At 71.5% G+C, this 26,091-nt stretch carries 29 protein-coding genes and 1 pseudogene; 18 read left to right on the top strand and 12 right to left on the bottom strand.

Features of this window, described 5'->3' with window-relative positions; translation table 11 throughout:
• Positions 1-26 precede the first annotated feature (26 nt).
• Together QRY02_RS22825 and QRY02_RS22820 are read left to right on the top strand one after the other, a co-directional pair.
• On the top strand, positions 27-254 hold the full coding sequence (locus QRY02_RS22825) for an NfeD C-terminal domain-containing protein (protein ID WP_003084005.1): 228 nt from the start codon (positions 27-29) through the stop codon (positions 252-254).
• Between the two features lie 20 nt (positions 255-274).
• On the top strand, positions 275-1,420 hold the full coding sequence (locus tag QRY02_RS22820) for an SPFH domain-containing protein (protein WP_285993551.1): 1,146 nt from the start codon (positions 275-277) through the stop codon (positions 1,418-1,420).
• A 14-nt stretch (positions 1,421-1,434) separates the two neighbouring features.
• Here the strand turns inward: QRY02_RS22820 and QRY02_RS22815 are convergent, their stop codons facing one another.
• A complete protein-coding gene (locus QRY02_RS22815) occupies positions 1,435-2,475 on the bottom strand; it encodes a TRM11 family SAM-dependent methyltransferase (RefSeq protein WP_285993550.1) in 1,041 nt (346 codons plus the stop codon).
• Between the two features lie 25 nt (positions 2,476-2,500).
• Here QRY02_RS22815 and QRY02_RS22810 point away from each other — a divergent pair, with 25 nt between their 5' ends.
• From QRY02_RS22810 to QRY02_RS22800, 3 genes are all read left to right on the top strand, one after another.
• Entirely contained in the window at positions 2,501-3,490 is a 990-nt protein-coding gene (locus QRY02_RS22810; protein WP_285993549.1) for a DHH family phosphoesterase, read from the top strand.
• 60 nt (positions 3,491-3,550) lie between these two features.
• The gene (locus tag QRY02_RS22805) at positions 3,551-4,873 is read left to right on the top strand and encodes an MATE family efflux transporter (protein WP_285993548.1); all 1,323 of its coding nucleotides are present in this window, start codon (positions 3,551-3,553) and stop codon (positions 4,871-4,873) included.
• A gap of 154 nt (positions 4,874-5,027) precedes the next feature.
• The gene (locus QRY02_RS22800) at positions 5,028-6,350 is read left to right on the top strand and encodes an MFS transporter (RefSeq protein WP_285993547.1); all 1,323 of its coding nucleotides are present in this window, start codon (positions 5,028-5,030) and stop codon (positions 6,348-6,350) included.
• On the opposite strand, the gene QRY02_RS22795 is transcribed toward QRY02_RS22800, so the two are convergent.
• Both QRY02_RS22795 and QRY02_RS22790 read right to left on the bottom strand, forming a co-directional pair.
• A complete protein-coding gene (locus QRY02_RS22795) occupies positions 6,295-6,621 on the bottom strand; it encodes a VOC family protein (RefSeq protein ID WP_285993546.1) in 327 nt (108 codons plus the stop codon). The genes QRY02_RS22800 and QRY02_RS22795 overlap by 56 nt on opposite strands.
• Positions 6,618-7,121: a GNAT family N-acetyltransferase gene (locus QRY02_RS22790; protein WP_285993545.1), complete on the bottom strand. Its 504-nt coding sequence runs from the start codon at positions 7,119-7,121 to the stop codon at positions 6,618-6,620. The genes QRY02_RS22795 and QRY02_RS22790 overlap by 4 nt, the downstream gene beginning before the upstream one ends.
• Positions 7,122-7,185: 64 nt before the next feature.
• On the opposite strand from QRY02_RS22790, the gene truB reads away from it, so the two are divergent.
• From truB to QRY02_RS22735, 11 genes are all read left to right on the top strand, one after another.
• Positions 7,186-8,091: a tRNA pseudouridine(55) synthase TruB gene (gene truB / locus QRY02_RS22785; protein WP_285993544.1), complete on the top strand. Its 906-nt coding sequence runs from the start codon at positions 7,186-7,188 to the stop codon at positions 8,089-8,091.
• 27 nt (positions 8,092-8,118) lie between these two features.
• The gene (locus tag QRY02_RS22780) at positions 8,119-9,102 is read left to right on the top strand and encodes a bifunctional riboflavin kinase/FAD synthetase (protein WP_285993543.1); all 984 of its coding nucleotides are present in this window, start codon (positions 8,119-8,121) and stop codon (positions 9,100-9,102) included.
• An 89-nt stretch (positions 9,103-9,191) separates the two neighbouring features.
• The gene (locus QRY02_RS22775; RefSeq protein WP_285993542.1) at positions 9,192-9,665 is read left to right on the top strand and encodes a helix-turn-helix domain-containing protein; all 474 of its coding nucleotides are present in this window, start codon (positions 9,192-9,194) and stop codon (positions 9,663-9,665) included.
• Complete coding sequence (gene thpR, locus QRY02_RS22770; RefSeq protein WP_285993541.1) at positions 9,665-10,180, top strand: RNA 2',3'-cyclic phosphodiesterase; 516 nt, start codon at positions 9,665-9,667, stop codon at positions 10,178-10,180. Before QRY02_RS22775 ends, thpR begins: the two co-directional genes overlap by 1 nt.
• A gap of 130 nt (positions 10,181-10,310) precedes the next feature.
• Positions 10,311-10,580 carry a 30S ribosomal protein S15 gene (gene rpsO / locus QRY02_RS22765; RefSeq protein ID WP_003084034.1) on the top strand — a complete coding sequence of 90 codons (270 nt, stop codon included), beginning with the start codon at positions 10,311-10,313 and terminating at the stop codon, positions 10,578-10,580.
• A 235-nt stretch (positions 10,581-10,815) separates the two neighbouring features.
• Positions 10,816-13,080 (top strand): polyribonucleotide nucleotidyltransferase, encoded by a 2,265-nt coding sequence (locus QRY02_RS22760; RefSeq protein ID WP_285993540.1) that lies wholly within the window; start codon positions 10,816-10,818, stop codon positions 13,078-13,080.
• Between the two features lie 85 nt (positions 13,081-13,165).
• Entirely contained in the window at positions 13,166-14,530 is a 1,365-nt protein-coding gene (locus QRY02_RS22755; protein WP_285993539.1) for a M16 family metallopeptidase, read from the top strand.
• Positions 14,527-15,267: a 4-hydroxy-tetrahydrodipicolinate reductase gene (gene dapB / locus QRY02_RS22750; protein ID WP_285993538.1), complete on the top strand. Its 741-nt coding sequence runs from the start codon at positions 14,527-14,529 to the stop codon at positions 15,265-15,267. The genes QRY02_RS22755 and dapB overlap by 4 nt, the downstream gene beginning before the upstream one ends.
• A gap of 10 nt (positions 15,268-15,277) precedes the next feature.
• Positions 15,278-15,724 carry a tetratricopeptide repeat protein gene (locus QRY02_RS22745; RefSeq protein ID WP_285993537.1) on the top strand — a complete coding sequence of 149 codons (447 nt, stop codon included), beginning with the start codon at positions 15,278-15,280 and terminating at the stop codon, positions 15,722-15,724.
• A gap of 98 nt (positions 15,725-15,822) precedes the next feature.
• Complete coding sequence (locus QRY02_RS22740) at positions 15,823-16,656, top strand: helix-turn-helix domain-containing protein (protein WP_285993536.1); 834 nt, start codon at positions 15,823-15,825, stop codon at positions 16,654-16,656.
• Between the two features lie 8 nt (positions 16,657-16,664).
• Positions 16,665-16,853 carry a DUF397 domain-containing protein gene (locus QRY02_RS22735; RefSeq protein WP_353069442.1) on the top strand — a complete coding sequence of 63 codons (189 nt, stop codon included), beginning with the start codon at positions 16,665-16,667 and terminating at the stop codon, positions 16,851-16,853.
• Here the strand turns inward: QRY02_RS22735 and QRY02_RS22730 are convergent.
• Positions 16,818-17,336 (bottom strand): YqaA family protein, encoded by a 519-nt coding sequence (locus QRY02_RS22730; RefSeq protein WP_285993535.1) that lies wholly within the window; start codon positions 17,334-17,336, stop codon positions 16,818-16,820. The genes QRY02_RS22735 and QRY02_RS22730 overlap by 36 nt on opposite strands.
• A gap of 87 nt (positions 17,337-17,423) precedes the next feature.
• Here QRY02_RS22730 and QRY02_RS22725 point away from each other — a divergent pair.
• Positions 17,424-17,885, top strand: a pseudogene (locus tag QRY02_RS22725) (GtrA family protein); the annotation flags it as partial.
• Positions 17,886-17,951: 66 nt separating this feature from the next.
• Here QRY02_RS22725 and QRY02_RS22720 read toward each other — a convergent pair.
• Positions 17,952-18,509: a GNAT family N-acetyltransferase gene (locus QRY02_RS22720; RefSeq protein ID WP_285993534.1), complete on the bottom strand. Its 558-nt coding sequence runs from the start codon at positions 18,507-18,509 to the stop codon at positions 17,952-17,954.
• Positions 18,510-18,569: 60 nt separating this feature from the next.
• Between QRY02_RS22720 and QRY02_RS22715 the strand changes: the two genes are divergently transcribed.
• A complete protein-coding gene (locus tag QRY02_RS22715; protein ID WP_285993533.1) occupies positions 18,570-19,784 on the top strand; it encodes a winged helix-turn-helix domain-containing protein in 1,215 nt (404 codons plus the stop codon).
• Between the two features lie 75 nt (positions 19,785-19,859).
• Here the strand turns inward: QRY02_RS22715 and QRY02_RS22710 are convergent, their stop codons facing one another.
• The 7 genes from QRY02_RS22710 to QRY02_RS22680 form a co-directional block, all read right to left on the bottom strand.
• Positions 19,860-20,297 (bottom strand): zf-HC2 domain-containing protein, encoded by a 438-nt coding sequence (locus QRY02_RS22710; protein ID WP_285993532.1) that lies wholly within the window; start codon positions 20,295-20,297, stop codon positions 19,860-19,862.
• A complete protein-coding gene (locus tag QRY02_RS22705) occupies positions 20,294-20,872 on the bottom strand; it encodes a sigma-70 family RNA polymerase sigma factor (RefSeq protein ID WP_353069441.1) in 579 nt (192 codons plus the stop codon). Before QRY02_RS22705 ends, QRY02_RS22710 begins: the two co-directional genes overlap by 4 nt.
• Positions 20,820-21,599: an enoyl-CoA hydratase/isomerase family protein gene (locus QRY02_RS22700; protein ID WP_285993531.1), complete on the bottom strand. Its 780-nt coding sequence runs from the start codon at positions 21,597-21,599 to the stop codon at positions 20,820-20,822. Before QRY02_RS22700 ends, QRY02_RS22705 begins: the two co-directional genes overlap by 53 nt.
• A gap of 10 nt (positions 21,600-21,609) precedes the next feature.
• The gene (locus QRY02_RS22695; protein ID WP_285993530.1) at positions 21,610-22,857 is read right to left on the bottom strand and encodes an FNR domain-containing protein; all 1,248 of its coding nucleotides are present in this window, start codon (positions 22,855-22,857) and stop codon (positions 21,610-21,612) included.
• Positions 22,854-24,398, bottom strand: a complete 1,545-nt coding sequence (locus QRY02_RS22690; RefSeq protein WP_285993529.1) for an amino acid adenylation domain-containing protein — start codon at positions 24,396-24,398, stop codon at positions 22,854-22,856. The genes QRY02_RS22695 and QRY02_RS22690 overlap by 4 nt, the downstream gene beginning before the upstream one ends.
• Before the next feature lie 234 nt (positions 24,399-24,632).
• On the bottom strand, positions 24,633-25,556 hold the full coding sequence (locus QRY02_RS22685) for a DUF4097 family beta strand repeat-containing protein (RefSeq protein WP_285993528.1): 924 nt from the start codon (positions 25,554-25,556) through the stop codon (positions 24,633-24,635).
• A 12-nt stretch (positions 25,557-25,568) separates the two neighbouring features.
• Complete coding sequence (locus QRY02_RS22680) at positions 25,569-26,090, bottom strand: toxin-antitoxin system HicB family antitoxin (protein WP_285993527.1); 522 nt, start codon at positions 26,088-26,090, stop codon at positions 25,569-25,571.
• Position 26,091 lies beyond the last annotated feature (1 nt).

The raw sequence follows: 26,091 nt of genomic DNA, 5'->3' as shown, positions 1-26,091 counted from the left end.
CGGCCACCGAGGGGAGGTCGGTACCCATGCACTCCGACCTTTCCCCGTCCGGCCGCACCGGAGTCCTCCTGGTCGGCACCCGCGGGCAGCGGGGCCCCGGGGAGGTGCTGATCAGGATCAGGGGTGGCTTGGAAACCTTCCTTGCCTGGTCCGACACGGAGCTGCCGAAGGGCACGACCGTCCTGGTCGTGGAAACCCGGGGCCGGCGCACGGTCGACGTCGTGGCGTGGGACGCCTCGGATCCCGCTTCCTAGTGCTCGCAGAAGGACAGTCGATGTTCGGTTATCGCGTGCCGGCTCCCAACGAGGCGATGCTGATCTCGGGGGGCAACAGCAAGGGCGCGTCGCCGTTCCGGGTCGTCACCGGTCACGGTGCGTTCGTCATGCCGGTCTTCCGGAAAGTCCGGTTCCTCACGCTCGCCATGTGCGAGGCCGAAGTGACCGAAGTGTGCGTGACGAAGCAGGCCATCGCCCTCACGGTCCGGGCGGTGATCGCGTTCAAGGTCGGCAACGACACCGAGAGCATCGTCAACGCCGGCCAGCGATTCCTCTCCGACCAGGACCAGATGTCCGTGCTGACCGGCCGGATCTTCGCCGGGCACCTGCGGTCCATCATCGGTTCGATGACCGTCGAGGAGATCATCACCGAGCGGCAGAAGCTCGCCACCGAGGTGCTGGACGGCTCGGCCGTGGAGATGGCGAAGATCGGGCTCACCGTCGACGCCCTGCAGATCCAGTCGATCGACGACATGAAGCTCGGCTACATCGCCGCGATGGCCGCGCCGCACAACGCCGCCATCCAGCGGGACGCGCAGATCGCCCAGGCCGTGGCGAACAAGACCGCGGCGGAGGCCGAGCAGGAGTCGCAGCGGACGCAGGCCGAGTACGCCCGGCAGACGTCGATCGTGCAGGCGCGGTACCGGGCCGAGGTCGAGGCGGCGCAGGCGCAGGCTGCCCAGGCCGGTCCCCTCGCGCAGGCGCGGGCGCAGCAGGAGGTCATCGACGCGCGCACCGAGCTGGCCCAGCGCGAAGCCGAGCTGCGGCAGCAGCAGCTGGTCGCCGAGGTCATCAAGCCCGCCGACGCCGAGGCCGAGCGGATCCGCATCCTGGCGCTCGCCGACGCGGAGAAGATGCGCGTGCAGGCGGAGGCGGCGGCGTCGAACAACCGGGTCGCGCTCGACCGGATGCTCATCGACCAGCTGCCGCAGATCGTCAAGGAAGCCGGGCGGGGCCTGGCGGGCGCGAACGTCAACATCCTCAACGGCGCCGACGGCCTCGGGGAGATGGCCGCAGGCCTCGTCGGCCAGGGACTGTCCATCTTGGACTCGGTGAAGCGCGGGCTGAGCACGTCGCCGGCGCCGGCCGCCGCGCCGGAAGCGAACGGGCAGCTGCCCAAGCCGGGTGAGCTCACCGCCTCCTGAAAGCGCTTTGCCGACTAGGAAGCGGGTTTGGCCGCGACGACCAGGTCACGCAGGATGGCCTGGTCCACCCGGTGGGCGAACTCCTCCCACGGCCCGCCCTCGCGGACGTCGAGGCCGGCCTTCCGGAGCACCTCGACCAGCTCCTCCCGCGGCAGCACGGTCGTGTTCCACGAAATCCCGAGCGCCCCGCCGGGTTTCAGCACCCGGGTCCACACCGGGACGGCCGCGGCGAGCAGGTCGCGCGGGCTGCGCTGCAGGCCCGTCTCGCGGTGGCTGCCGTGCTGGACGCCGTACGGCGCGTCGGTGACGATCACGTCGCAGGAGTTCGCCCGCAGCACCTCGTCGGTGGCCAGGGTGTCGGCGTTGAAGTAGGTCAGTTTGCGCGTGTCGCCCGCTTTGTACGCTTCCTTGTCCAGCGCGTACTCGATGTCGAGCCGCCGCCCGAGCCGGGCCTTGTTGCGGCGCAGCTGCCCGGACTCGGCGGTGTGCTTCACGCGCTTGGTGCGCAGCCACGTCTTGATGAACGCCTCGTAGGCCTCGAAGTCCTTGGCGTCGACGTCCAGGCCGGTCGCGTGCAGGCCGTACATCATCGCCTGGTTCAGCGTGGTGCCGCGGCCGCACAGCGGGTCGAGCAGGTACTTCGGCTTGTCCGACAGCAGCCCCGCCGGGTCCGCCGTCGCCAGCAGCGTCACGTTCACCAGCAGCTTGGTGAACAGCTCGTTCGTCTTGCCCGCGTACTTCTGGATGGTCAGCAGGTCCGAGTCGGCCTTCGCCAGCGGTGTCACGGGCACCGGACGGAGGACGCCGTCACCCAGCTCGAACAACGCGTACAGCGACGAGACGTTCGACAAGAGCGCGAGATCGCTTTCGCCGAGGGGCGCCGAGCTGGTGAAGCGCACGTAGCCGACGCCGCCGAGCTCGACCTCGTCGATCGCGGACAGCTCGGCCGCCAGGCGCGCGCCGAACACCGCCAGCTCGGCGCGCAGCAGCGCGGGGGAGGAGGCGGCGTAGACCCGGTTGGCCGAGGGGTAGACCAGCATCGCGTACTCAGGCATCCCGCAGAGCGTAGCGTGACGCACCGTGACCCCTACTTCGGCGCAGGACATCCGGGACGCGGCGGCACTGCTCGCGCCGGCCACCGACGTGACGATCCTCGGCCACGTGCGGCCGGACGCGGACGCGCTGGGCAGCGCGCTCGCCCTCGGCCGGGCCCTGCGGCAGCGCGGCGCCCGCGTGCGCGTCTCCTTCGGCGAGCCCGACGAAGCCCCGGAGACCTTGAGGTGGCTCGACGAGGACGGCCTGCTCACCCACCCGGACGCCCTCCCGGACGCCGAGGAGCTGCTCGTCTGCGTCGACACGCCGACGCCGAAGCGGCTCGGCCGGCTCGCCGGGCGGGTCGAGCTCGCCGGCGCGGTGCTGGTGATCGACCACCACGCGACCAACACGTTCTACGGCACCTGCCACGTCGTCGACGAGAGCGCCGAGGCCAGCGCGGTCCTCGTGTTCCGGGTCCTGGAGGAGCTGGGCGCCGAGCTGGACGAGCCGATCGCGCGCGGGCTCTACGCGGGGATCGTCACCGACACGAGCGGGTTCCGCCGGGCGAGCCCGGAGACGCACCGGATGGCGGCCCGGCTGCTCGAAGCGGGGGCCGATCCCGAAGCGATCGTGCGCCGGATCGTCGACGAGCGCCCGTTCGCCTGGCTGCCGATGCTCTCGTCGGTGCTCCGCGAGGCCCGGCTGGAGCCGGAAGCCGCGCAGGGCCGGGGTTTCGTGCACGCGGTGGTCGGCGTCGACGTGGCCCGCACGGTGCGCGCCGAAGAGGTCGAGTCGGTCATCGACGTCGTCCGCTCGGTGCGCGAAGCGGCCGTCGCGGCGGTGCTCAAACAGGACCCGGCGCACCCGGGGCAGTGGCAGATTTCGCTGCGTTCCGTCGGGATCGACGTCTCGGCGGTGGCGGCCGGGTTCGGCGGCGGCGGGCACCGGCAGGCCGCCGGCTGCACGATCGCGGGCTCCGCCGACGAGGTCGTCGCGGGCCTGCGCGACGCGCTGGAGCGGGCGCCGCTGCTCTGACGGTCCCGGTCGGGTTCCCGCCGGCCGGAACGGTCGGTGGCGGTGGTTAGAGTCCGGTTCGTGGCGAACGTGGAGGAGATCGAGCGGGTCCCGGCGAAGCGCGTGCTCGGCTTGGCCGTGCCCGCGCTGGGGGTGCTGGCCGCCGAGCCGCTGTACGTGCTCGTCGACACCGCCGTGATCGGCCACCTCGACGCGTTGTCGCTGGCCGGGCTCGCGCTCGGCGGCGTCGTGCTGGCCCAGGTGTCGAGCCAGCTGACGTTCCTGTCCTACGGCACGACGTCCCGCACCGCGCGGCTGCACGGTGCCGGCCGCCGGGCCGACGCGGTGCGTGAAGGCGTGCAGGCGACGTGGCTGGCGGTGTTCGTCGGGCTGGTCGTGCTGGCTGCGGGCCAGCTGCTCGCCTGGCCGATCGCGCGGGTGCTTTCGGGGAGCGACGAGATCGCTTCCGCCGCCGTGTCGTGGCTGCGGATCGCGTTGTTCGGGGCGCCGCTGATCCTGGTCACCATGGCCGGCAACGGCTGGATGCGCGGGGTGCAGGACGCCGCGAAGCCGCTGCGGTACGTGCTGGCGGGCAACGGGATCTCGGCCGTGCTGTGCCCGGTCCTCGTGTACTGGGCGGGGCTGGGGCTGGAGGGTTCGGCGATCGCGAACGTCGTCGCGCAGGTGATTTCGGCGTCGCTGTTCTTCATGGCGCTGGGGCGGGAGAAGGTCGGCCTCCGGCCGGACTTCAAGGTGATGCGGGCCCAGCTCGGCCTCGGCCGCGACCTGGTGCTGCGCAGCCTGGCGTTCCAGGCCTGCTTCGTCTCGGCGGCGGCCGTCGCGGCCCGGACGTCGACCGAGGCCGTCGGGGCGCACCAGGTGGTGCTGCAGCTGTGGACGTTCCTGGCGCTGGTGCTGGACTCGGTGGCGATCGCCGCGCAGTCGCTGGTCGGGGCGGCACTGGGGGCGAACTCGGCCCGGCGGGCGCGCGGGGTGGCGTCGCAGATCACCGGGTACGGGCTGCTGCTGGGATGCTTCCTGTGCGTGCTGTTCGCGGCGTTGTCGTGGGTGCTGCCGCACGCGTTCACGTCCGACCCGGGCGTGCTGGCGGAGATCCCGCACGCGTGGTGGTTCTTCGTGGCCCTGCAGCCGATCGCGGGCGTGGTCTTCGCCCTGGACGGCGTCCTCCTGGGCGCGGGCGACGCGGCCTTCCTCCGCAACGCGACGCTCGGCAGCGCGGCGCTGGGCTTCCTCCCGCTGATCTGGGCGTCCCTCGGCTTCGGCTGGGGCCTCACGGGCATCTGGACCGGCCTCTCGTGCTTCATGCTCCTCCGCCTGGCCGCGGTCCTGGTCCGCTGGCGCTCCGGAAACTGGGCGGTGACCGGCGCCACCCGCCCCAGCTGACCTCCACCACCCGCTGAGCACGGGTGATGGGGGTTACCTGTGAAGAAAACCACCCGGGTCGCGGCTATGGTTCGTGGTTGCTTAGGCGATACAAGTAGTGGGGACGGCAGCGCAGGCGTCCGGACGAACGAACGCCGAAACCCTGGAGGAACCCGTGCCCGCCACCGGCCGCGCCACCGCCCGGTCCTGGCTGATCTGGCTCGCCGCCGTCACCGTCTACCTCCTCGCCGTCTTCCACCGGACGTCGTTCGGGGTCGCCGGGCTGCAGGCCGCCGAGCGCTTCGGCGTCGGCGCGGCCGCGCTCGGCACCTTCACCGTCCTGCAGGTCGGTGTCTACGCCGCGATGCAGATCCCGACCGGCGTCCTGGTCGACCGCTACGGCCCCCGCCGCGTCCTCACCGTCGCCGTGCTGGTCCTCGGGGCCGGTCAGCTCCTGCTCGGCGTCGCCCATTCCTACGGCCTCGGCCTGCTCGCCCGCGGGGTGCTCGGCCTCGGCGACGCGCTCACCTTCGTCAGCGTCCTGCGCCTGGTCGCGGCCCACTTCCCGGGCCGCCAGTACGCGCTGCTGACGTCGTTCACCGCGGCCGTCGGCTACATCGGCAACCTCGCCGCCACCGTCCCGCTCTCGCTGGTGCTCGACGGCGCCGGCTGGACCCCCACCTTCCTGGCCGCCGGCGCCGTCACGGTCCTCTACTCCGTCGTCGTGGCCCTCCGGGTCCGTGACGTCCCGGCGGGCGAACAGCCGCCCGCCCGCGACGAAGTCCGCCCGCGCGAGCTGGCCGGCCGGGTCGCCGAAGCCTGGCGGACGCCGGGGACGCGCCTGGGCTTCTGGGTCCACTTCAGCACGATGTTCGCCCCGAACGCCCTGACGCTGCTGTGGGGCGTCCCCTGGCTGGTGCAGGGCCAAGGGCAGTCGAAGGCGACGGCGAGCGCGCTGCTCACCGTGTTCGTCTTCGGTTCGATGGCGGGCGGCCCGCTGCTGGGCGGTCTGATCGGCCGCCGCCCGTCGCTGCGGATGCCGCTGGTCGGCGGCTACATCGGCGGGGCCGCGCTGGTCTGGGCGGTGCTGCTGGGCTGGCCGGGCCCGGTGCCGCTGCCGGTGCTGGTGCCCGCGTTCGCGTTCCTCGCCCTCGGCGGCCCCGCGTCGATGATCGGGTTCGCCCTCGCCCGCGACTACAACCCGCTCAGCCGCGTCGGCACGGCGACCGGCGTGGTGAACGTCGGCGGCTTCGTGGCGACGACGATCGCCGCACTCGCCGTCGGTGTGCTCCTGCAGGTGACCGGCGGGAACTTCCGGTGGTCGCTGCTGGCGCTCGTCGCGGTGCTGGCCTTCGGCACGTTCCGGCTGCTGGTGTGGTGGCGCCGGACCCGCACCCACCTGTTCCTCGCCGAGGCCCGCGGCGAAGAACTGCCGGTGCGCATCACCCGCCGTCGCTGGGACGCGGCCCTCCCCGAGACGCCGATCGTCGCCGCCTGATCACCACGCAGCAGAGGTGTTCGGCCGGGTCGGCGTACACCTGGAAATCGTCCCCGGACGTGCCGCCGGCCGCCGCTTTCGGCACCGTGGCGACCAACGCCATCACCTCTTCGTGTGCTTCGGCGAAGTCCTCGACCCACCGGTCGAGGTGCACCTGCTGCTTCGACGGCCCGTCCGGCCACTGCGGCGGCGTGTGGTCGGGCGCCAGCTGGACACCGATCCGCGGCGCCCCGTCCACCAGGACCATGTGCCAGTCGCCGTCCGCACTCACCTCCCCGCCGAGGACCCCGGCCCAGAAGCGGCTTTCGGCGGCGAGATCGGCGCCTGCAGCAGCTGCGGCGCCACCGAGAACCCGCGCCGCCGGTAGGCGGGCACGGCCCGCGGCGACGAGTGCACGGTGACCCGCTCCAGCCCCAGCTCCCCGGCCAGCCGCAGGACGCCGTCGATCAGCCGGCCGCCGAGGCCGCCGTCGCGGGCTTCCGGCACGACGTACACGCTCTGCACGTCACCGCCGGCTCGCGAAAACGCCGCCGGGGTCGGTACGCGCGAGGTCACCGCCAGGAACGCCATCCCGAGCACCTGCCCGTCGCGCACGACGACGAGGCAGTGGTGGGTGGCCGCGTTCTCCCGCGCCCACGCGGCGAACTCGCGCACGAACGCGTCGCGGCCGTCGGCGGGGAGGCCGTCCCGCTCGGCCACCCAGCGCCACCGGAGCTCGGCGACCGCTTCCAGCTCGGCGGGCCGCGCGGCCCGGACTTCGATCTCCGTCACGCCTCCATCGTGGCCGTCCGAGGCGTCATCCGTTCCACGACAAGCGGCCGCTAGGGTTTGCCGCGTGTCGAGCCCGAAACCGCCCCGCCGTCCCGCCCCGCCTCCCGGCCTGCTCATCGTCGACAAGCCCGCCGGCATGACGTCGCACGACGTCGTCGCGCGCGCCCGCCGGATCATGGGGACCCGCAAGGTCGGGCACGCCGGCACGCTCGACCCGATGGCGACCGGCGTGCTGGTGCTCGGCATCGAGCGCGCGACCAAGCTGCTCGGCCACCTGGCCCTGGACCGCAAGACCTACCTGGCCACCCTGAGCCTCGGCAGCAGCACCACGACCGACGACGCCGAGGGCGAAGTCCTCACCACCGCGGATACGCGGAAGACACGGGACGAAGACATCGCCAACGGCATCGAAAAGCTCACCGGCGACATCCGGCAGGTGCCCAGCGCGGTCAGCGCGGTCAAGATCGACGGCAAGCGCGCCTACGCCCGCGTCCGCGCCGGCGAGGACGTCGTCATCCCGGCCCGCCCGGTCACCGTCTACCGCTTCGACGTCCTCGCGATCCGCCACGAAGAGGACCACGTCGAGGTCGACGCCGTCGTCGAGTGCTCCTCCGGCACCTACGTCCGCGCGCTGGCCCGCGACCTGGGCGCGGACCTCGGCGTCGGCGGCCACCTGAAGGCCCTCCGGCGCACCACGGTCGGCCCCTTCACCCTCGCCAAGGCGAGGACCCTCGACCAGCTCGAAGAGCAGCCCGAACTGAGCCTCGACCTCGACGCCGCCGTCGCCGCCGCCTTCCCGCGGCGCGACCTCGACGCCGCCACGGCGAAAGCGGTCCGCCACGGCCAGCGCATCCCGGCGGCCGGCGTCGAAGGCACCTACGGGCTCTTCGGTCCCGACGGCCGGGTGCTCGCCCTGGCCGCCGACGAACAGGGTGTGTCCCGCGCGGTGGTCGTGTTGCTGCCCGCCTAGGGTGGGCTCGAGAGACGGGAGTGTGACGTGCTTCGGTGGCGTGGGCTGGGGGATCTCCCCGGCAGCTGGGGCCGGTGCGTGGTCACCATCGGCGTGTTCGACGGTGTCCACCGCGGGCACCAGGAGCTGATCAGCCGGACGGTGGCGGCGGCCGCCGAGCGCGGCCTGCCGAGCGTCATGCTGACGTTCGACCCGCACCCGTCCGAGGTGCTGCGCCCGGGCAGCCACCCGGCGCAGCTGACGACGTTGCGGCGCAAGGCCGAGATCGTCGAGGGCCTGGGTGTCGACGTCTTCTGCGTGCTGCCGTTCACCCTCGAGCTGTCCCGGCTGCAGCCGGAGGAGTTCGTGCACGAGGTGCTGGTCGACCGGCTGCACGCGGCCGCGGTGATCGTCGGCGACAACTTCACCTTCGGCGCCAAGGCGGCCGGCGACGTCGAGCTGCTCCGCACCCTCGGCCGCCGGTTCGGCTTCGCCGCGTTCGGCGCCGAGCTGCAGGGCAAGGAACTGTCCGAAGAGGACCAATCGGCGATCACCTTCTCGAGCACCTACGTCCGGTCGTGCATCGACGCCGGTGACGTGGTCGCCGCCGCCGAAGCGCTCGGCCGCCCGCACCGCCTGGAGGGGATCGTCGTCCGCGGCGACGGCCGGGGCCACGAGCTCGGCTACCCGACGGCGAACCTGTCGACCCCGCGCTTCGCCGCCGTCCCGGCCGACGGCGTCTACAGCGCGTGGTTCACCCGTTCGGCCGCCCCGGCGCGCCGGCTGCGCGCCGCGGTCTCGGTGGGCACCAACCCGACGTTCTCCGGGCGCGAGCGGACCGTCGAGGCGTTCGTCCTCGACGTCGACGAGGACTTCTACGGCCAGCACGTGGCCATCGACTTCGTGACGCGGCTGCGTGACCAGGTGCGGTTCGCGGACTCGGCCGGGCTCGTCGCGCAGATCGACGACGACGTGGTCGAGACGAGAAAGGCACTCGAACTGCCCCCGGACGCCCTGACCGGGGAGGAATAGGGGATTCCGCGTCCACGCACGTGAGCGCGATGGCAAGATGCTCACGGACGGTGTGCGCGAAAAAAGGAAATAAGGGGAGCGGGAGACTGGTGGAGGACCACAAGATCGTCCAGCGGAACATCGCGTTGCAGCGTGAGTGGTACGGGGAGCCGCTCGGCGACCGCGTGCGCCGGCTCGTCGTCGCGTTCGACGTTTCGCAGGCGTTCCTGGCCGAGGTCCTCGGGATCAGCGCTCCCATGCTCAGCCAGGTGATGAGCGGGCGGCGGGCGAAGATCGGCAACCCGGTCGTGCTGGCCAGGATGATCATGCTCGAGCGCAAGATCCTGGTGCCCGAGGTCGCCGCCGGCAACCGCGAGGCGATGCTGGCCGCGATGGAGGACGTCCGCGACTCCCGCCCCACCGTCGGCCGCGACAACATCCCGGTGGTCAACGAAGACCAGAAGGTCCTCGCCTACCTGCGCGACCTGGCCGAGGACGAGGACCTGGGCGAGGCCGCCAAGCGCCTCGACGACGAGTTCCCGGCCATCGCCGACCTGCTCCGCCGGGCGGGCCACGGCGCCTGATGCCGGTCCTGTTCAGCGCGCTGCTCCCGCCGGACGACGTCGCCGAGGCGATCACCGCGGCGATCACGGCGGCGGTCGGAACCACCGACGACGGCCTCCGCTGGGAGCCGCCGGAGCGGTGGCACATCACCCTCGCCTACTACGGACCGGACGACGTCGGAACCCGCGCCGCCTGGCTGGGCACCCGGCTGGCCGGCCGCCCGGCGGTCGACGTCCGGCTGGAAAAGGCCGCGACGTTCCCCGGGGTGCTGTGGTTGACTGTCGCCGGATCGGAGCTGGCGCCGCTCGCGCACGCCGCGGGCGCCGACGCCGAACCGAGGCCCTACCGGGCCCACCTGACGCTCGCGCGGTTCCCCCGGGAAGAACCCGGGCGCGCCGCGCGTTGGACAAAATGCCTCGGTGGTTTCGCGAGCCGGCGCTGGCGGGCCGCGGAAGTGGCGCTGATGACCAGTGAGCGCGAGCCGGGTGGTCCCCGGTACCGCGTGGCCCGCGCCTTCGAGCTGGGCGGCGCCTGAAGACGCTGTTCAGCGGGCTGGTAACCTCACGAGCGGGTCCGGCTGCAGTCCGTGGCGGCCGTGACCGTCTTCCCGGCGTGCATCCACGCCCGGGGCCGCACGGCACTGATCATTTCGAGGAGTAACACAAGTGGCGCTGTCCACCGAAGAGAAGAAGTCGATCCTGGCCGAGTACGGCGTGCACGACTCGGACACGGGATCCCCCGAGGCCCAGGTCGCGCTGCTGACCAAGCGGATCGTCGGCCTCACCGAGCACCTCAAGGCTCACAAGCACGACCACCACTCGCGTCGCGGGCTCCTGCTGCTGGTCGGCCGTCGCCGCCGGCTGCTGAACTACGTGATGAAGGTGGACATCGAGCGTTACCGTGCGCTGATCCAGCGCCTCGGCCTGCGCCGATAGCTGCAACCGAGGGGGAGTGACCACCGGGTCGCTCCCCCTCGCCGCAGAGCTTCAGAAGAAGAACGGCGCGAGCGCGCCCGGGGAATCCGTCCGCCGGTCCTCGGTAGTGGCTTCCGGGAAGAGTCCCGGGGGCTTCGATCGAAGACCGGCATCACTCCTCGAGCGTCCTCAGGCGAAATGGGTCCCAGGGTGGGAGACTCGCGTCGTACGAAGGAACCAAAGAGGAGAACAATCTATGACCGACTCCACCGGAGTCACCGTGCACGAGACCGAAGCCGTGATCGACAACGGCCGGTTCGGCACCCGCACCGTCCGCTTCGAGACGGGCCGCCTGGCCAAGCAGGCCGCCGGCGCCGTCGTCGCGTACCTCGACGAAGAGACCATGCTGCTTTCGGCGACGACCGCGTCGAAGCACCCGAAGGACCACTTCGACTTCTTCCCCCTGACGGTGGACGTCGAGGAGCGCATGTACGCGGCCGGCCGCATCCCCGGCGCGTTCTTCCGCCGCGAAGGCCGCCCGTCGACCGACGCGATCCTGACCTGCCGCCTGATCGACCGGCCGCTGCGCCCGTCGTTCACCGACGGTCTCCGCAACGAGATCCAGGTCGTCATCACCGTCCAGAGCCTCAACCCGGACGACCCGTACGACGTGCTGGCCATCAACGCCGCGTCGGCGTCGACCCAGATCGCCGGCCTGCCGTTCTCCGGCCCGGTCGGCGGCGTGCGCGTCGCGCTGGTCGAAGACCAGTGGGTCGCGTTCCCGACCTGGTCGCAGCTGGAGAAGGCGACCTTCAACATGGTCGTCGCGGGCCGCATCGTCGGTGACAGTGCCGATGACGTAGCGATCATGATGGTCGAGGCCGAGGGCACCGAGCACACGCTCGACCTCATCGCCGCCGGCGGCAAGGCGCCGGACGAGGCCGCGGTCGCCGCGGGCCTCGAGGCCTCGAAGCCGTTCATCAAGGTCCTGTGCGAGGCCCAGCAGAAGCTGGCCGACGTCGCCGCCAAGCCGACCGGTGAGTTCCCGGTCTTCCTGGCCTACGAGCAGGACGTCTACGACGCCGTCGCGGCGATCGCCACCGACGACCTGGCCCGCGCGCTGCAGATCCCGGGCAAGCAGGACCGCGACGCCGCGACCGACGAGGTCAAGGCCGCCGTCCTGGAGAAGATCGGCCTGGGCGAGGGCGAGGCCTTCGAGGGCCGCGACAAGGAGATCGGCGGGGCGTTCAAGGCCCTGACGAAGAAGATCATGCGCCAGCGCGTCCTCACGGAGAAGATCCGCATGGACGGCCGTGGCCTCACCGACATCCGGTCGCTCTCGGCCGAGGTCGCCGTGATCCCGCGGGCGCACGGCTCGGCGCTGTTCGAGCGCGGCGAAACCCAGATCCTGGGCGTCACCACGCTGAACATGCTTCGCCTGGAGCAGCAGATCGACTCGCTGTCCCCGGAGACGCACAAGCGCTACATGCACCACTACAACTTCCCGCCGTTCTCCACCGGCGAGACCGGGCGCGTCGGTTCGCCGAAGCGCCGCGAAATCGGCCACGGCATGCTCGCCGAGCGCGCCCTGGTGCCGGTGCTGCCGAAGCGGGACGAGTTCCCGTACGCGATCCGCCAGGTCTCCGAGGCGCTGGGCTCCAACGGCTCGACCTCGATGGGCTCGGTCTGCGCGTCCACCATGGCGCTGTACAACGCCGGTGTGCCGCTGAAGGCGCCGGTCGCGGGCATCGCGATGGGCCTGGTCTCCGATGATGTGGATGGGGAGACGCGTTATGTCGCGCTCACCGACATCCTCGGCGCCGAGGACGCCCTGGGCGACATGGACTTCAAGGTCGCCGGCACCAAGGACATCATCACCGCGCTGCAGCTGGACACGAAGCTCGACGGCATCCCCTCCGAGGTGCTCGCCGCCGCGCTGAAGCAGGCGAAGGACGCCCGTCTCACCATCCTGGAGGTCATCGCCGAGGCGATCGACAGCCCGGACGAGATGAGCCCGTACTCGCCGCGCGTCACCTCGGTGAAGATCCCGGTGGACAAGATCGGCGAGGTCATCGGCCCGAAGGGCAAGATGATCAACTCGATCACCGAGCAGACCGGTGCCGACATCTCCATCGAGGACGACGGCACGATCTACGTGGGCGCGGCCGACGGCCCGTCGGCGGAGGCGGCGATCGACCTGATCAACGCCATCGCCAACCCGCAGCTGCCCAAGGTCGGCGAGCGCTTCCTCGGCACCGTGGTGAAGACGGCCGCGTTCGGCGCGTTCGTCTCGCTGCTGCCGGGCAAGGACGGCCTGGTGCACATCTCCAAGCTGGGCAACGGCAAGCGGATCAACAAGGTCGAGGACGTGGTCAACGTGGGCGACAAGCTCCGCGTCGAGATCGCCGACATCGACAACCGCGGCAAGATCAGCCTGATCGTGGTCAAGGACGACGAAGCGGCGAAGCCCGCCGAGGGTGACGCTGCCCCGGCCGACGCCGAGAAGGCCGACGCCAAGTAAGGCCGCAGTTCAGCGAATATCGGTCCGTGAAGGCCACCTCGGGGACTCCCGAGGTGGCCTTCACGGCAAGGTGAGTAAGGAACCCATGGCACGGCAGGTTTCCGGGCACGAACAGCCCGTCGGCACCACCCGCACGCTCGAGTCCACCCCGGACGGTGCGGTCGTCAAGCGCAGCGTCCTGCCCGGCGGCCTGCGGGTGATCACCGAGCGCGTCCCCGCGTCCCGCTCGGCCACGGTCGGGCTGTGGGTCGGCATCGGGTCCCGCGACGAGCCCGCCTCCGTCGCCGGCGCCGCGCACTACCTCGAGCACCTGCTGTTCAAGGGCACCAAGCACCGCGACGCCACGCAGATCGCCGAGGAGATCGACGCCGTCGGCGGTGAGTTCAACGCCTTCACGGCGAAGGAGCACACCTGCTACTACGCGCAGGTGCTCGACGCCGACCTCCCGCTCGCCATGGACCTGGTCACCGACGTCGTGTTCGAGGCGCTGTGCACCGACCGCGACATGGACATGGAGCGCAGCGTCGTCCTCGAAGAGATTTCGATGCGCGACGACGACCCCGAAGACCTGCTGCACGAGACGTTCGTGACGGCGATCCTCGGCGAGCACCCGCTCGGCCGCCCGGTGCTCGGCACCGAGAAGTCGATCGTGGAGATGTCGCCCGCGGCCCTGCGGAACTTCTACAAGCGCCGCTACACGCTGCCGCGGATGGTCCTGTCCGTGGCCGGGAACATCGACCACAACCAGGTGCTGCGGCTGGTGCGCAAGGCCCTCGGCGAGCGCCTGGACGGGTCCGCGACGCCGATCGCGCCGCGCGAGGGCCGCGCCCGGATCAAGACCGTGCCGAAGCTGGCCCTGCACACCGACGACACCGAGCAGGCGCACGTCATGCTCGGCCTGCGCTCGCTGTCGCGCCACGACGACCGCCGCTTCGCGCTGTCGGTGCTCAACGCGGCCCTCGGCGGCGGCATGTCGTCGCGGCTGTTCCAGGAGATCCGCGAGCAGCGCGGGCTGGCCTACCAGGTGTATTCGTCGGTCGCGAGCTACGCCGACACCGGGCACATGGCCGTGTACGCGGGCTGTCAGCCGGAGAAGCTCGGCGACGTCGCCGGCGTCATCCGCGAGGTGCTCGAGAAGGTCGGCGTCGACGGCCTCACCGACGCCGAGGTGGCCCGGGCCAAGGGCCAGCTGCGCGGCGGCCTGGTGCTGGGCCTGGAAGACACGTCGTCGCGGATGTCGCGGATCGGCAAGAACGAGCTCAACTACGGCCGCTACCTGGGCGTCGACGACACGATCGCCCGCATCGACGCGGTGACCACCGACGAGGTGTGTGCGCTCGCTCGCACTTTGTTCGCGCGGCCCGGTGGCGTCTCGGCGGCGGCGGTGGTCGGGCCGTACGCTCACGCCGACGACCTTCCTGACGACCTGCACGAGGTGATCGCTTCATGACCATCAACGTCGGTGTGCTCGGTGCGCGCGGCCGGATGGGTGCGACGGTGGTGAACGCCGTCGAAGGCGCGTCGGACATGAAGCTCGTCGCCGCGCTGGACGCGGGCGACGACTTCGCCCCGCTGGCCGACGCCCAGGTGGTCGTCGACTTCACCCACCCCGACGCCGTCATGGGCAACCTGGAGTACCTGGTCGCGCACGACATCCACGCGGTCGTCGGCACCACCGGCTTCAGCGAGTCCCGGTTGGCCGACCTGCGTGCGCTGCTGGAACCGAAGCCCGCTCTGGGTGTGCTGATCGCGCCGAACTTCGCTCTTGGCGCGGTTCTGGCCATGCGGTTCGCGGCCCAGGCGGCGAAGTTCTACGCCTCGGCCGAGATCATCGAGCTGCACCACAACCGCAAGGCCGACGCGCCTTCGGGCACCGCCGCGCACACGGCCCGGATGATCGCTGCCGCACGCGCGGAAGCGGGCGTCACACCGGGCCCGGACGCGACGACGTCGGAGCTCGACGGCGCCCGTGGTGCCTCGATCGAGGAGGTCCGGGTGCACTCGGTCCGCTTGCCGGGCCTGGTCGCGCACGAGGAGATCCTGTTCGGCGGTGAGGGGGAGACCCTGACGATCCGTCACGACTCCCTCGACCGGACCTCGTTCATGCCGGGCGTGCTGCTCGGCGTGCGTGAGGTGCTGCACCGCCCCGGCCTGACGGTCGGCCTGGAAAACGTCCTCGACCTGTGATGGCCCGCCGGTGAAAGCTCGCAACGTCGCGCTGCTGCTGACAGCGGCGCTGGTCGTGTACCTGTTCCTGCTGGCGGACCGGGCGTTCGCGCTGTTCAAGACGGGGACGGGCGTCGGCATCGCGCTGGGGGCCGGCGTGCTGCTGCTGCCGGTCCTGGGCGTCTGGGTCGTGGTGATGACCTGGCGCAACGGCCTGCAGGTCCAGCGCCTGTCCCGGCGGTTGGACGCCGAGGGCGAGCTCCCGGACGTCTCGGACCTCCCGCGTCGGCCTTCGGGCCGCGTGGACCGTGAAGCGGCCGACGCGTGGTTCGAGCAGCGCCGCGCGGAGGTCGAGGCCGATCAGGAGAACTGGCGGGCCTGGTACAAGCTGGCGTATGCCTACGACATCGCGGGCGACCGCCGCCGGGCGCGCGAGACGATGAAGAAGGCCGTGGAATTGGAAGCCGCCGACCGCTGAGTTTTGCCCAGTTTCGCGGGTCTTGGATCGGCGCTGTGGCAATTCGCTGACAGTTGTCGTTCATTCGGGAAATGGGCGGGCTTCGTACTATCGGCCGCATGAAACCGACTTCGTCTTCTCCTGGTTCACGGGCGTTGTCCGCGTCGCTGCGCGAAGTGCGCGAAGCGCGGAAGTTCGGATTGCGCGAGCTCGCGCGGGCGCTCGAGGTCGACCCGCGGTTGCTGTCCCAGTGGGAGCTGGGGGTCCGGGTGCCGCCGGTCGAGGAGGTGGCGCGGATTCTCGGGTACCTGCGGGTGGATCGGGCGGTGACCAACCGGGTTCTGGCTTTGGTGCAGCACGTGAGGAACCCCAACTGGCTGGACTCGAACCCGTCGGACTTGCCCGCAGCGCTGACCGGGGTGATGCAGTGTGAGCGGTCGGCCAGCTTGATCACCAACTGGTCCCCGTTGATCATCCCGGGCTTGCTGCAGACTCCCGACTACGCCCGCGCTTTGCTCGCCACCTCCGACATCAAGGTCGAAGAAGCCGATGTGCGGCTGGTGGCCCGCCTGAAACGGCAGCGCATTCTCTCCGGCTCTCAGCCGGTTCGGCTCAAGGCCATCATCTCCGAACTGGCGATCCGTGAGGTGGTCGGCGATGCGGGCATCATGTCGGACCAGGTCGACCACCTGCTCCGCTTAGCTGTTACATCTAACATTTCAGTGCGGATCGTGCCTGCTGACGTGGGGTATCACCCGGGCAAGGGCGGCATGTTCGCGCTCTACGAGTTCCCCAGTGACCCGGCGATCGTCCTGCTGGAACATCACCACGCCAGCGCCTTCATCAACGAGTTGGGCGCTATCGCCAGCTACCGGAGGCTGGTAAAGCTGTTGTCGGGCAAAGCTTTGAGCGAGGAGAACTCGCGGGTCCTGCTGCAGGAGATGGCGCGATAGGGGGCATTGTGTGCGCGTGGCGTAAATCGAGTTACACCGCAAAAGACGAGTGTGTCGAGGTTTTTCTCGCCGACACGGTCGGTGTGCGGGACACGAAGGCCCGTCACCTGGGCCACCTCACCGTCTCGCGCGCCGCCTGGACCGCGTTGATCTCAGCGTGCTCAGTGGTGCAGCCAGCCCGCGAACACCGCGGGTGAAGCCGCTATCAAACTGAAGCGGATCCACCTTCCGGCGAGCCCCGTCGTCAGGAAGGTCGCGAGCCGCATCCGCACCAGGCCGGCCAGCACGCTCGTCGCCATGAACGGGGGCAGGCCGACCAGGGAACTCACGCCGTACGTCCCGGCCATCCAGTGCGGGTGCCGGTGGCAGCGCTCGCGCAGCCGCTCGACCCAGCCGCGGATCCGCTTCGTCCGCAGCTGCCAGCGCACGCGCCGGGGCGTCATCGGACGCTCCCGGTGCAGCCGGTCGTGCAGCGGCTTCGGGAGCTTGATCGTCCCGCGCGCGGCCAGGTAGTACAGGGTTTTCCCGGCGATCTGCCCCACGGCCACCGCCGCCCCGAGCCACAGCCAGTGCAGTCCCGGCTGGCTCGCGCACAACCCGAGCAGGAAGACTTCGGCGTTGATCAGCGGCACGATGGCCGAACCGAACGCGACGCCCAGCGTCAGCAGGATCCAGCTCATCGTGTCACCTCCTGAAAATCGCTCGCGTTCTTCCAAGTTATCAGTTCGAAATCGCTGCGCACTGGTGTTGGCCCCACCTTTCGGCCGGTGGTCCGCACCAGAAGATCACCTGCCGGACGGCTTCCCGTCACCCGCCGCCGGGACACTGACGGGGTGGCCGCCGAGCAACCCCGTACGCCCGCTGACCGATTCGGCGCCTTCTGCCGGGCCGTCGTGCGCGTGCTGCCACTGGGTCTGTCGCGGATCGTGGCGCCGACGTTTCTCGGGTTCTGCCTGATCAACGGGTTCACCTTCGGCGTCGACCTCGCGCTGCTGACCGTCTTCCACGGCGTGCTCGGCTGGCCGGTGTGGCTGGCGATCACGCTGGCGTACGCCGGTGCGTTCGGGCTGAGCTTCGCGCTGAACCGGACGTTCAACTTCCATTCCCACGCCGCCGTCGGAATCCAACTGGCGCTTTACATCCTTGCGATTGCTGTCAATTACGCGGTGTTCCTGCTGGGTGTGGGGGCGGGACTGACGGCGCTGGGCGTCGAATACCACGTCTCGCGGCTGCTCGCCGGCGCGGGCGAAGGCGTGTTCATGTACGCCGTGATGCGCTGGGTGATCTTCCGGGACTCAGCTCAGGCTGAGGTCGAGGGTGCCGGTGAGCCGGACCTCGCGGAGGGTGCGCTCGCCCGTGTCGAGGGTGCGGACGGTGCCATCGGGGTTCCAGCCGGCCCGGCGGTAGAAGCCGAGCGTGGCGTGGTCGCCCTGGGCGACCCAGGCGATGCCGCGGGTGGCGCCGTCGGCCCGCAGGCCCGCGGCGGCCGTCGCGAGTAGCCGTCCGGCGTGCCCGCGGCGCCCCCAGCGCGGCTCGACGAGCAGGGTGGCGATCAGCCCGGTCGTCTCGGCGTCCTCGGGCAGGCTCCCGTCGGCCTGGGCGACCTCGTCTTCGGGGGCGCGGCCGGCGACGCAGAAGCCGACGGTGAACTCGCCCTCGGTGGCGACGTAGACGAGGCTGCCGGGGTAGTCGATGGTCTCGGTCCAGGTACCGGCGAGGTCGGTGGCGTCCAGTTGCGCGAGGGCTTTTTTGCCGAGCAGGTCCTCGTAGGCGGCGTGCCAGGTTTCGCGCTGGATGCGGGCGATCTCCGCGGCGTCGGACAGATCGGCGGGACGGACGGCGGCGTCGCTCATGCCGCTGAAGATATCGGGGCGCGCGTTTTTGTCGGTGGTGGGTGGCACCATGAGCTCACCATGCAAACGATCAGTGTCTCGACGGCCCGGAAGACGTTCCTGGCCGCACAGGGCTTCACCGACCCGCGTCCATCCGGCGTGCCTTCGCGGCAGCACCTGAAACGGGTGTTGTCGCGGGTCCAGCTGCTGCAGCTGGACTCGGTGAACGTCGCGGTCCGGGCCCACTACATGCCGGTGTTCTCACGGCTGGGCGCGTACGACCCGGCGCTGCTCGACGAAGCGGCGTGGGCCCACTCGGCCCGGCGCCCGCGGCTGCTGGTGGAGACGTGGGCGCACGAGGCGAGCCTCCTCCCGATCGAGGACTGGCCCCTGATCCGCTCGGGCGCCAAGCGCGACGGCTGGTGGCGGCACTACGGGCCGTTGATCGAGAAGTCGCCGGGCCTGGTCGACGAGATCCTGTCGGTGGTGAAGGAGCTGGGCCCGATCGGCGCGGGCGGCATCGAGCGCGCGGTGGAGGCGGACGCCCAGCGCCGCGGCCCGGGCTCGTGGTGGGAGCGCTCGGAGGTCAAGCGCGTCTGCGAGTACCTGTTCGGCATCGGCCAGCTGACGACGGGCACGCGCCGGTCGTTCGAGCGGCTCTACGACCTGACCGAGCGCGTGGTTCCGCCGGAGATCCTGGCCCGTTCGGTGTCCGCGGAGGAGGGCGCGCGGGGCTTGATTTCGCGTTCGGCGCGAGCACTGGGGGTGGCGACGGAGACGGACCTGCGCGACTACTACCGCCTCGGCCCGGCCCCGGCCCGCCAGGCGGTGGCGGAGCTGGTGGAGGCGGGGGAGCTGGAACCGGTAGCGGTCCGCGGCTGGAAGCAGGTGGCGTACCGGCACACCGCGGCCCGGACGCCGCGGACGGTGACGGGCCGGGCGTTGCTGTGCCCGTTCGACCCGCTGATCTGGGAGCGGGCCCGCACGGAGAGGCTGTTCGGGTTCCACTACCGCATCGAGATCTACGTCCCGGAGCCGAAGCGGGTGTACGGGTACTACGTGTTCCCGTTCCTCCTGGACGGCTCGCTCGTCGCGCGGGTGGACCTGAAGGCCGATCGGGCCGCGGGGGTGCTGCGGGTCCAGGGGGCATTCGCGGAGCAGGGCGCGGACGTGGCCCGCGTCCTCCCGGAGCTGGCGGCGGAGCTGCGGCACATGGCGGAGTGGCTGGGTTTGTCAGGTGTGGCGGTGGCCGGCCGGGGCGACTTGGCGGCACCGCTGGCAAAGCTGGTCCGCTGACGCTCGCCCGCACCGGCCCAGCTCCCGCAGGTGGCCTTCGGTGCGTTCAACGCACCCAAGGCGGCCTGCGGTGCATCACGGCGTCTCGCGGCCGAACCGAAGGGAGGCCGGATCCCGCCCCGCGCTCGGCGTCGTTGCGGGAGCCGATGTCGTCCGGTCGATCCGCGGATCCGGCGAACACCCCTGCGCGACCAACCGCGACCCAGCCACCGCCCCCGCCAGCGCCGTCGCCGCCAGTGCCGCCGCCACCCGGGTCCGGCCGCGCCGTCGGGAGGCCCTGATCGTCCGCGCCAACCCCGGCACCAGCGAGGCCCGCGGTGGAACCGGCTCCAGCAGCTCCGCCGACGTCTCTCGCGGCACCATCGAAAGCATCCCCGGCATCCCCGCGAACGAAGCCACCGCCGCCGCGCACGAAACGCAACACCCCAGGTGCCCCTCGTACTCCCGGCGCTCGGCGGGGGACAGGGCGCCGAGGACGTACGCCGCGTCCCAGTCGCGGTACGGATCGCTCAACGCCTGGTCAACCCCCTCTCCTGCAACGCCAGCCGCAATGCGCGCAAGCCGTAGAACAACCTGGAGCGCACCGTTCCCTCCGGCACCTCCAGCTCCACCGCCAGCTCGGCGACCGACTGCCCCATGTAGTACGCGCGGACGATCACCGTCCGGTGGTCCGGGCTCAGCTGCGTCAGCACGTCCGTGATCACCCACGCGTCCAGCGCGGAGTCGATCGGGTCGGTGCGGGACTCCTCCGGGACACACGGCGAACGCACCTCCCGGCGCGAGCGCGCACTCCGGCGCTCGTCGATCACGACGTTGCGCGCCACCGTGAACAGCCACGCGCGCGACGCCGGCTCGCCCTGCTCGAGGATCTCCGGGCTGTTCCACAGGCGCAGCAAGGACTCCTGGACGACGTCCTGGGCGAGCTGGTCGTCGCCGGTCAGGCGCAGGGCGTACCGCCACAGGGCCGGGGCGTGTTCGTCGTGCAGCGCCTGCAGCAGCGCCGTGTGTGTCTCGTTGATGGCGCACCCACCCCGGTCAGCGCCCGAACACCGGTTCGCGTTTGCCGAGGAACGCCCCGGTACCTTCACGCATGTCAGGACTGGCGAACGCCGCTCTGAACGCGGCGAGCTCCAGCTCCAGGCCGTCCTCCACCGGACGCCCACGGCCGGCGTTCAGAGCGCTCTTCGCCAGCGCCACCGCGGCGGGCGAGTTCCGCGACACCGCCGTGATCGTCGCACGGGCCCCCGCGAGCATGGCTTCGCGGCTGTCGAACAGCTCGGTGACCAGCCCGATCCGCTGCGCCTCCGCCGCGTCGACGTGCCGGCCGGTGAAGATCAGCTCGCGGGCGCGTCCCGGCCCCACCAGCCGCGGCAACCGGACACAGCCGCCGAACCCCGGGATCAGCCCGAGCAGGACCTCCGGCTGGCCGAAGACCGCCTTCGGCGTGGCGTAGACGAAGTCGCACGCGAGCGCGAGTTCGCAGCCGCCGCCGAGCGCGTAGCCGTCCACGCAGGCGATCACCGGCACCGGCAGCCCCTCCAATGCCCGGGTGACCTCCTGGCCGAGTGCGCCGAACCGCGCCCCCTCCTCGGGATCCAGCGCCGCCATCTCCCGGATGTCGGCCCCCGCCACGAACGCCGGCCCCGGCGCGCCGGTCAGGACGACGCCCGCGACCGCCGGGTCTCCGCCCAGCGACGAGCACACCGCGATCAGTTCGGTGAGCACCTGGGACGACAGCGCGTTGCGTGCCCGCGGCCGGTCCACGGTCACGGTCGCGACGGGCGCCTGCAGATCGACTACGACGGTCCGGTCCATGCTGTCTCCCTCACGAGTCCCAGATCGCGCCGAAGGCCGGAATCCCGCGGGCTTCCAGCGCCTCGACGACGTGCCACGTTGTCTTCTTGTTCGAAATGCAGATCACTGCTTCCGCGTCGAAGTCCCGGTGCGCGCGCAAGGCGAGTTCGACCAGATCGGGTTTGCCGGCGCTGTCGGTGTCCCACACGACGGCGTCCGGCTGGACGGCGAGTATTTCGTCGACGAGCTCGTCGCCGTAGGTGCGCCGGGGGTGGCGGGTCGACCAGACGAGCCGCGCGGGTGTCTCGCCGGAGAGCAGGTGCGGCAGGCACGGGCCGATCCCGCTGCCGGTCGCCACCCAGACCACCCGGCGGAACAGCTTGTCGATGTTGCCCACCCCGGCGGTCGGGATGCCCTTCACCCACAGGTGCGACGGCAGGTCGTCGATCAGGGCGCCGGTCCAGTCGCCGGCCCGGGACACGGTCAGCCGGAACCCGGCGCGCCCGGGCGCGGGCACGTTGGCGAAGGAATGCCACTCCAGCAACGGGTTCCGGCTCAGCGCCGTCGACGAGCCGGCGAACGGCGTCACGCCGTAGTCGAACGACAGCAGCGCCACGTGCGGCGACGGCCGGGAAATCCGCACCGGCACCCGCCGCAGCCGCAGCCACGGCAGGGCCACGCTCGTGACGACGACCAGCAGCACCCAGAACGGGCCCGAGCCCACGAAGGCCGCGCCACCCAGTAGCGCCGAGTGGACGGTGAACAGCACCAGCAGCGCCCAGCCGCCGAACCGGTGGGAGCGCTCGAACAGGTCGTGCCGGCGCGCGCGCACCCCGGGCAGCGCGAGCACGATCACGACGGCGAGGACGGCCGCGATCGCCCAGCTGGTCACCAGCAGGGCCGCCGGCCCGCCGCGGGCGGTCAGCACGCCGGTGAGCACGAGGAACCAGCCGGTGGCGCAGAGCGTGCCGCCGACGTGCAGCCCGCCGAAGTGGTAGACCTTGCCCAGCGTCCAGCGCAGCCGCAGCGAACGCCGCACCGGCGCGGCGGTGGCCAGCCGGAACAGCAGGTTGATCACCAGCTGCTGGCGGATCAGCACGGCCAGGGTCAGGTTGCCCAGCACCAGCCAGGTCAGGACGCCGACGTCGAGCGGGCCGGCGGTGGCGGCGACGGCGTTGCCCGCGACCACCGCCGCGGCCAGCCGGTTGTGGTGGGTCCACGGCCGTCGCTTCAGCCGGGCCCGCACGGATTCCGGCGTGGCCGGGAGCGTGGCGGTCATGCCACCGTCTCCGCCGGCTCGCGGCTGTCCAACCGCGACAGCAGGGCGCGCCGGTCGACCTTGCCGCGGTCGGTGAGCGGCAGGTGGTCCACCGGGACGATCATCGCGGGCACGCTGTAGTACGGCAACGCGGCTTCGGCCGAACGCCGGATGCGCTCCGGCTCGGCGGTCGAAGGGGTCACGAAGCCGACGAGCCCGCCGTCGTAGAGCACCGTGGCCGCCCGTTCGCAGCCCGGGGCCCGCTCCAGCGTCGCGGTGACCGCGTCCAGTTCGACGCGGAAGCCGCGCACCTTGACCTGGTCGTCGGTCCGCCCGTGGTGCTCCAGCTGGCCGTCGGTGGTCCACCGGACGAGGTCCCGGGTGCGGAACATCCGGTGCGCGCCGCCGAGGAAGGGGTCCGGCCGGTAGCGCTCGGCGGTGAGGACGTCGTTGCCGGCGTAGCCCGCCGTGACGCACGCGCCGCCGGCCCACATTTCCCCGGCCTGCCCGATCGCGCACGGTCTCAGCTCGTCGTCGAGCACGTACACCGTGGTGTTCGGCACCGGACGGCCGATCGTCAGCCCGCCGAGCCGGGGATCGTAGCGCTGCACGGTGTTGACGATGGTCACTTCGGTGGGGCCGCAGGCGTTGTGGAAGCTCGCCCGCCGCGACCAGGCCTCGGCCAGCGCGGCCGGGCACCGCTCGCCCGCCACGGCGACGGTCCGCACCCGCGGGCACGCCCTCGGATCCACTGTGGACAGTACGCCGGGGGTGGCGATGAGGACGTCGGCCGCGCGGGCGGTCTCCTCGATGTCCTTGCCGCGGATCACCAGGCAGCCGCCGTGGGAAAGGGACCCGAGGATTTCCCAGGCGGCCATGTCGAAGGCGATGTTCAGCAGCTGCGCCACGCGGTCGCCGGGCCGGATGCCGAGCGAGCCCGGTGCGGTCAGCAGGACGTTGCCGAGGTTCGCGTGGGTGACCCGCACGCCGTTGGGCCGTCCGGTCGTGCCGGACGTGAAGATCACCATCGCCGTGCCGCCCCCACCGGACGGGGGAGGGGCGCACCGGTCGTGCGGTGGGTGCTCGCCGTCGATGGCGACGACCCGGCCGAGGCCCGCGGGCAGCGCGCCGGCGTGCTCGCGCGTGGTCAGGACGACGTCGATGCCCGCGGTGGCAACGATGTGCCGCAGCTGCGGTGCGGGCGTGATCCGGATGTCCTGCGGCACGTACGCCGCGCCCGCGCGCAGCACGGCGAGGATGCCGACCACCATCGGGATCGACCGCGTGAGGAACAGGCCGACGTGGTGCCCGGGCCGCACCCCGAGCCCGGTGAGCGCGGCAGCGAGGGACGCCGACCGCCGATCGAGTTCGGCGTAGGTGAGTGATTCACCCGAGTGCATCACGGCCGGTGCGTCCGGACGGGCCCGCGCCTGCGCCAATACGGCGTCATGAATTCGGCGGAACGGCACTCCGGCGGCTTTTCCGGTGCCGAACCGCTGGAACAGCACGCGGTCTGCGGCGGTCAGGCCCTGCAGCGAGGAGGGGCGGATCAGCGCGGTCACTCGGTCACCTTTCGCCAGGCCGGCGCGGTCAACCGATGTGAACGAGACAGCCTCGCGATTTGTTCAAGGCGAACCCGAGAAAATCAGCGATTCTCCGGCTGTAACCGGGTGAAACGTAATTTCGACGGATTCACCCTTCGTTCGCCGGATTTCTGCGGGACGCTTTCTCTGGTATTTCGCGCGAACGGGCCGTCCCCGGCACCCCCACCGGGAACGGCCCGTTCATCCCCCTGTTCAGCCCGCCGCGCGCGTCACCACGGCGTTGCCGGTGCCCGTGCGGGCTCGTACCTTCAGCTTCACGCCGCCCTCGGGAGCGGCGTCGGCGACGTCCAGTTCGCTGGAGACGCGGCCGGCGCTGGAGGTCAGGTCGACCTCGGCGGACGTCCCGCCGCGGATGCCGATCCGGACCTCGCCGGAGCCGGTGATCAGGTCGAGCGTGCCGGAGCCGGCGTCGGCCACCGACAGGTCGCCGCTGCCGGTGCGGGCCATCACCTCGCCCGAGACCGCGCCCAGCCAGACGTCGCCGGTGCCGGTGGCCAGCGTCGCGGACCCGCTGATCGACGACGCCTCGACGTGGCCGCTGCCGCTGCGCAGCTGCAGCCCGCCCAGCGTCGGGCCGAGCTTGACGGCGCCGCTGCCGGTGCGGATGGTGGCCGAGCCGTCGGCGCGGTCGAGCTTCACCTCGCCGGAGCCGGTCAGCAGGTCGACGCGGCCGGCCGAGCCGGTGACGGTGACGTCCGCCGCGCCCGCCCGCACCTCGACGTGTGAGCCCGCCGGTGCGTGCACCTTCACCGCGAGTGCGGCGTTGCGCAGCTGCCAGGCCTTCGGTGCCTGGACGACCAGGCGGTTGCCGAGCTTTTCGATCCGGCTCTGCCGCACGGCTTCGGCCGGGGAGGTCGCCGGGTCGACGCCCAGCTGGTCGCCGAAGCGTTCGCCGACCCAGGACAGCAGGCTGTTGACCCCCGCCACCCACGGCTGCTGCTCGCCCTGGTCGTGCCGCAGCTCGACGCGGGCGCCGGAGTCGCCTTCGAGGACGACCTCGACGCGGCCGATGGTGACGCTGACGTCGAGCTCCAGCGGGACGTCCGTCTCGAACTCGTCGATCCGGACCAGTTCGTCGTTCGGCTCTTCGGCCGGTGTGGTCTGTTCTTCACTCATCGTCTCGTCCCCTCAGCCTTCGACCCAGCCGTGCAGGTGCGACCCGCTCCCGCCGCGGTCGCCCTTGCTCTGGTGCTTGTGGCCCCCGCCGCCGAGCGCGCCGTGGCCCAGTGCGCCCTGCACCGCCTGCGAAACGAAGGTGTTCAGCGAGATGCCCTGCGCGGCGGCCGCGCGTTCGGCCTGGCCCTTGATCTGCTCGACCAGCCGGAGGGTGATCCGGCTGATGTCACCACCGTCGATCGGTGGCGGTGGTGTGGTGTCACGTGGTGTCGCGCGTGACGTCGGCTCCTCGGCGGTCCCGGTGACGACCACCCGGACGTCCCGGCCGTCGAGCCGGACGTCCACCACCTGGCCCGGCAGGGCGGCCGTGACCTCGGCGGCGAGGTCGGCGAGGGCGTTCATCAGCGTCAGGCGGACGGCGGGCTCGAGCGCGGAGGACAGCAGCGCGGCCGCCCGCCGGGTGTGCTCGTCCCCTGCGGCAGCCGTGTTCGCGAGGTCCTCGCGAAGGGTGGCGATGTACGGCGTCAGGTCCATG

Source organism: Amycolatopsis sp. DG1A-15b, assembly GCF_030285645.1.
Lineage (GTDB): Bacteria > Actinomycetota > Actinomycetes > Mycobacteriales > Pseudonocardiaceae > Amycolatopsis.
Note: the sequence above shows the minus strand (reverse complement) of the source record. Positions and strands in the feature narration are given on the sequence as shown.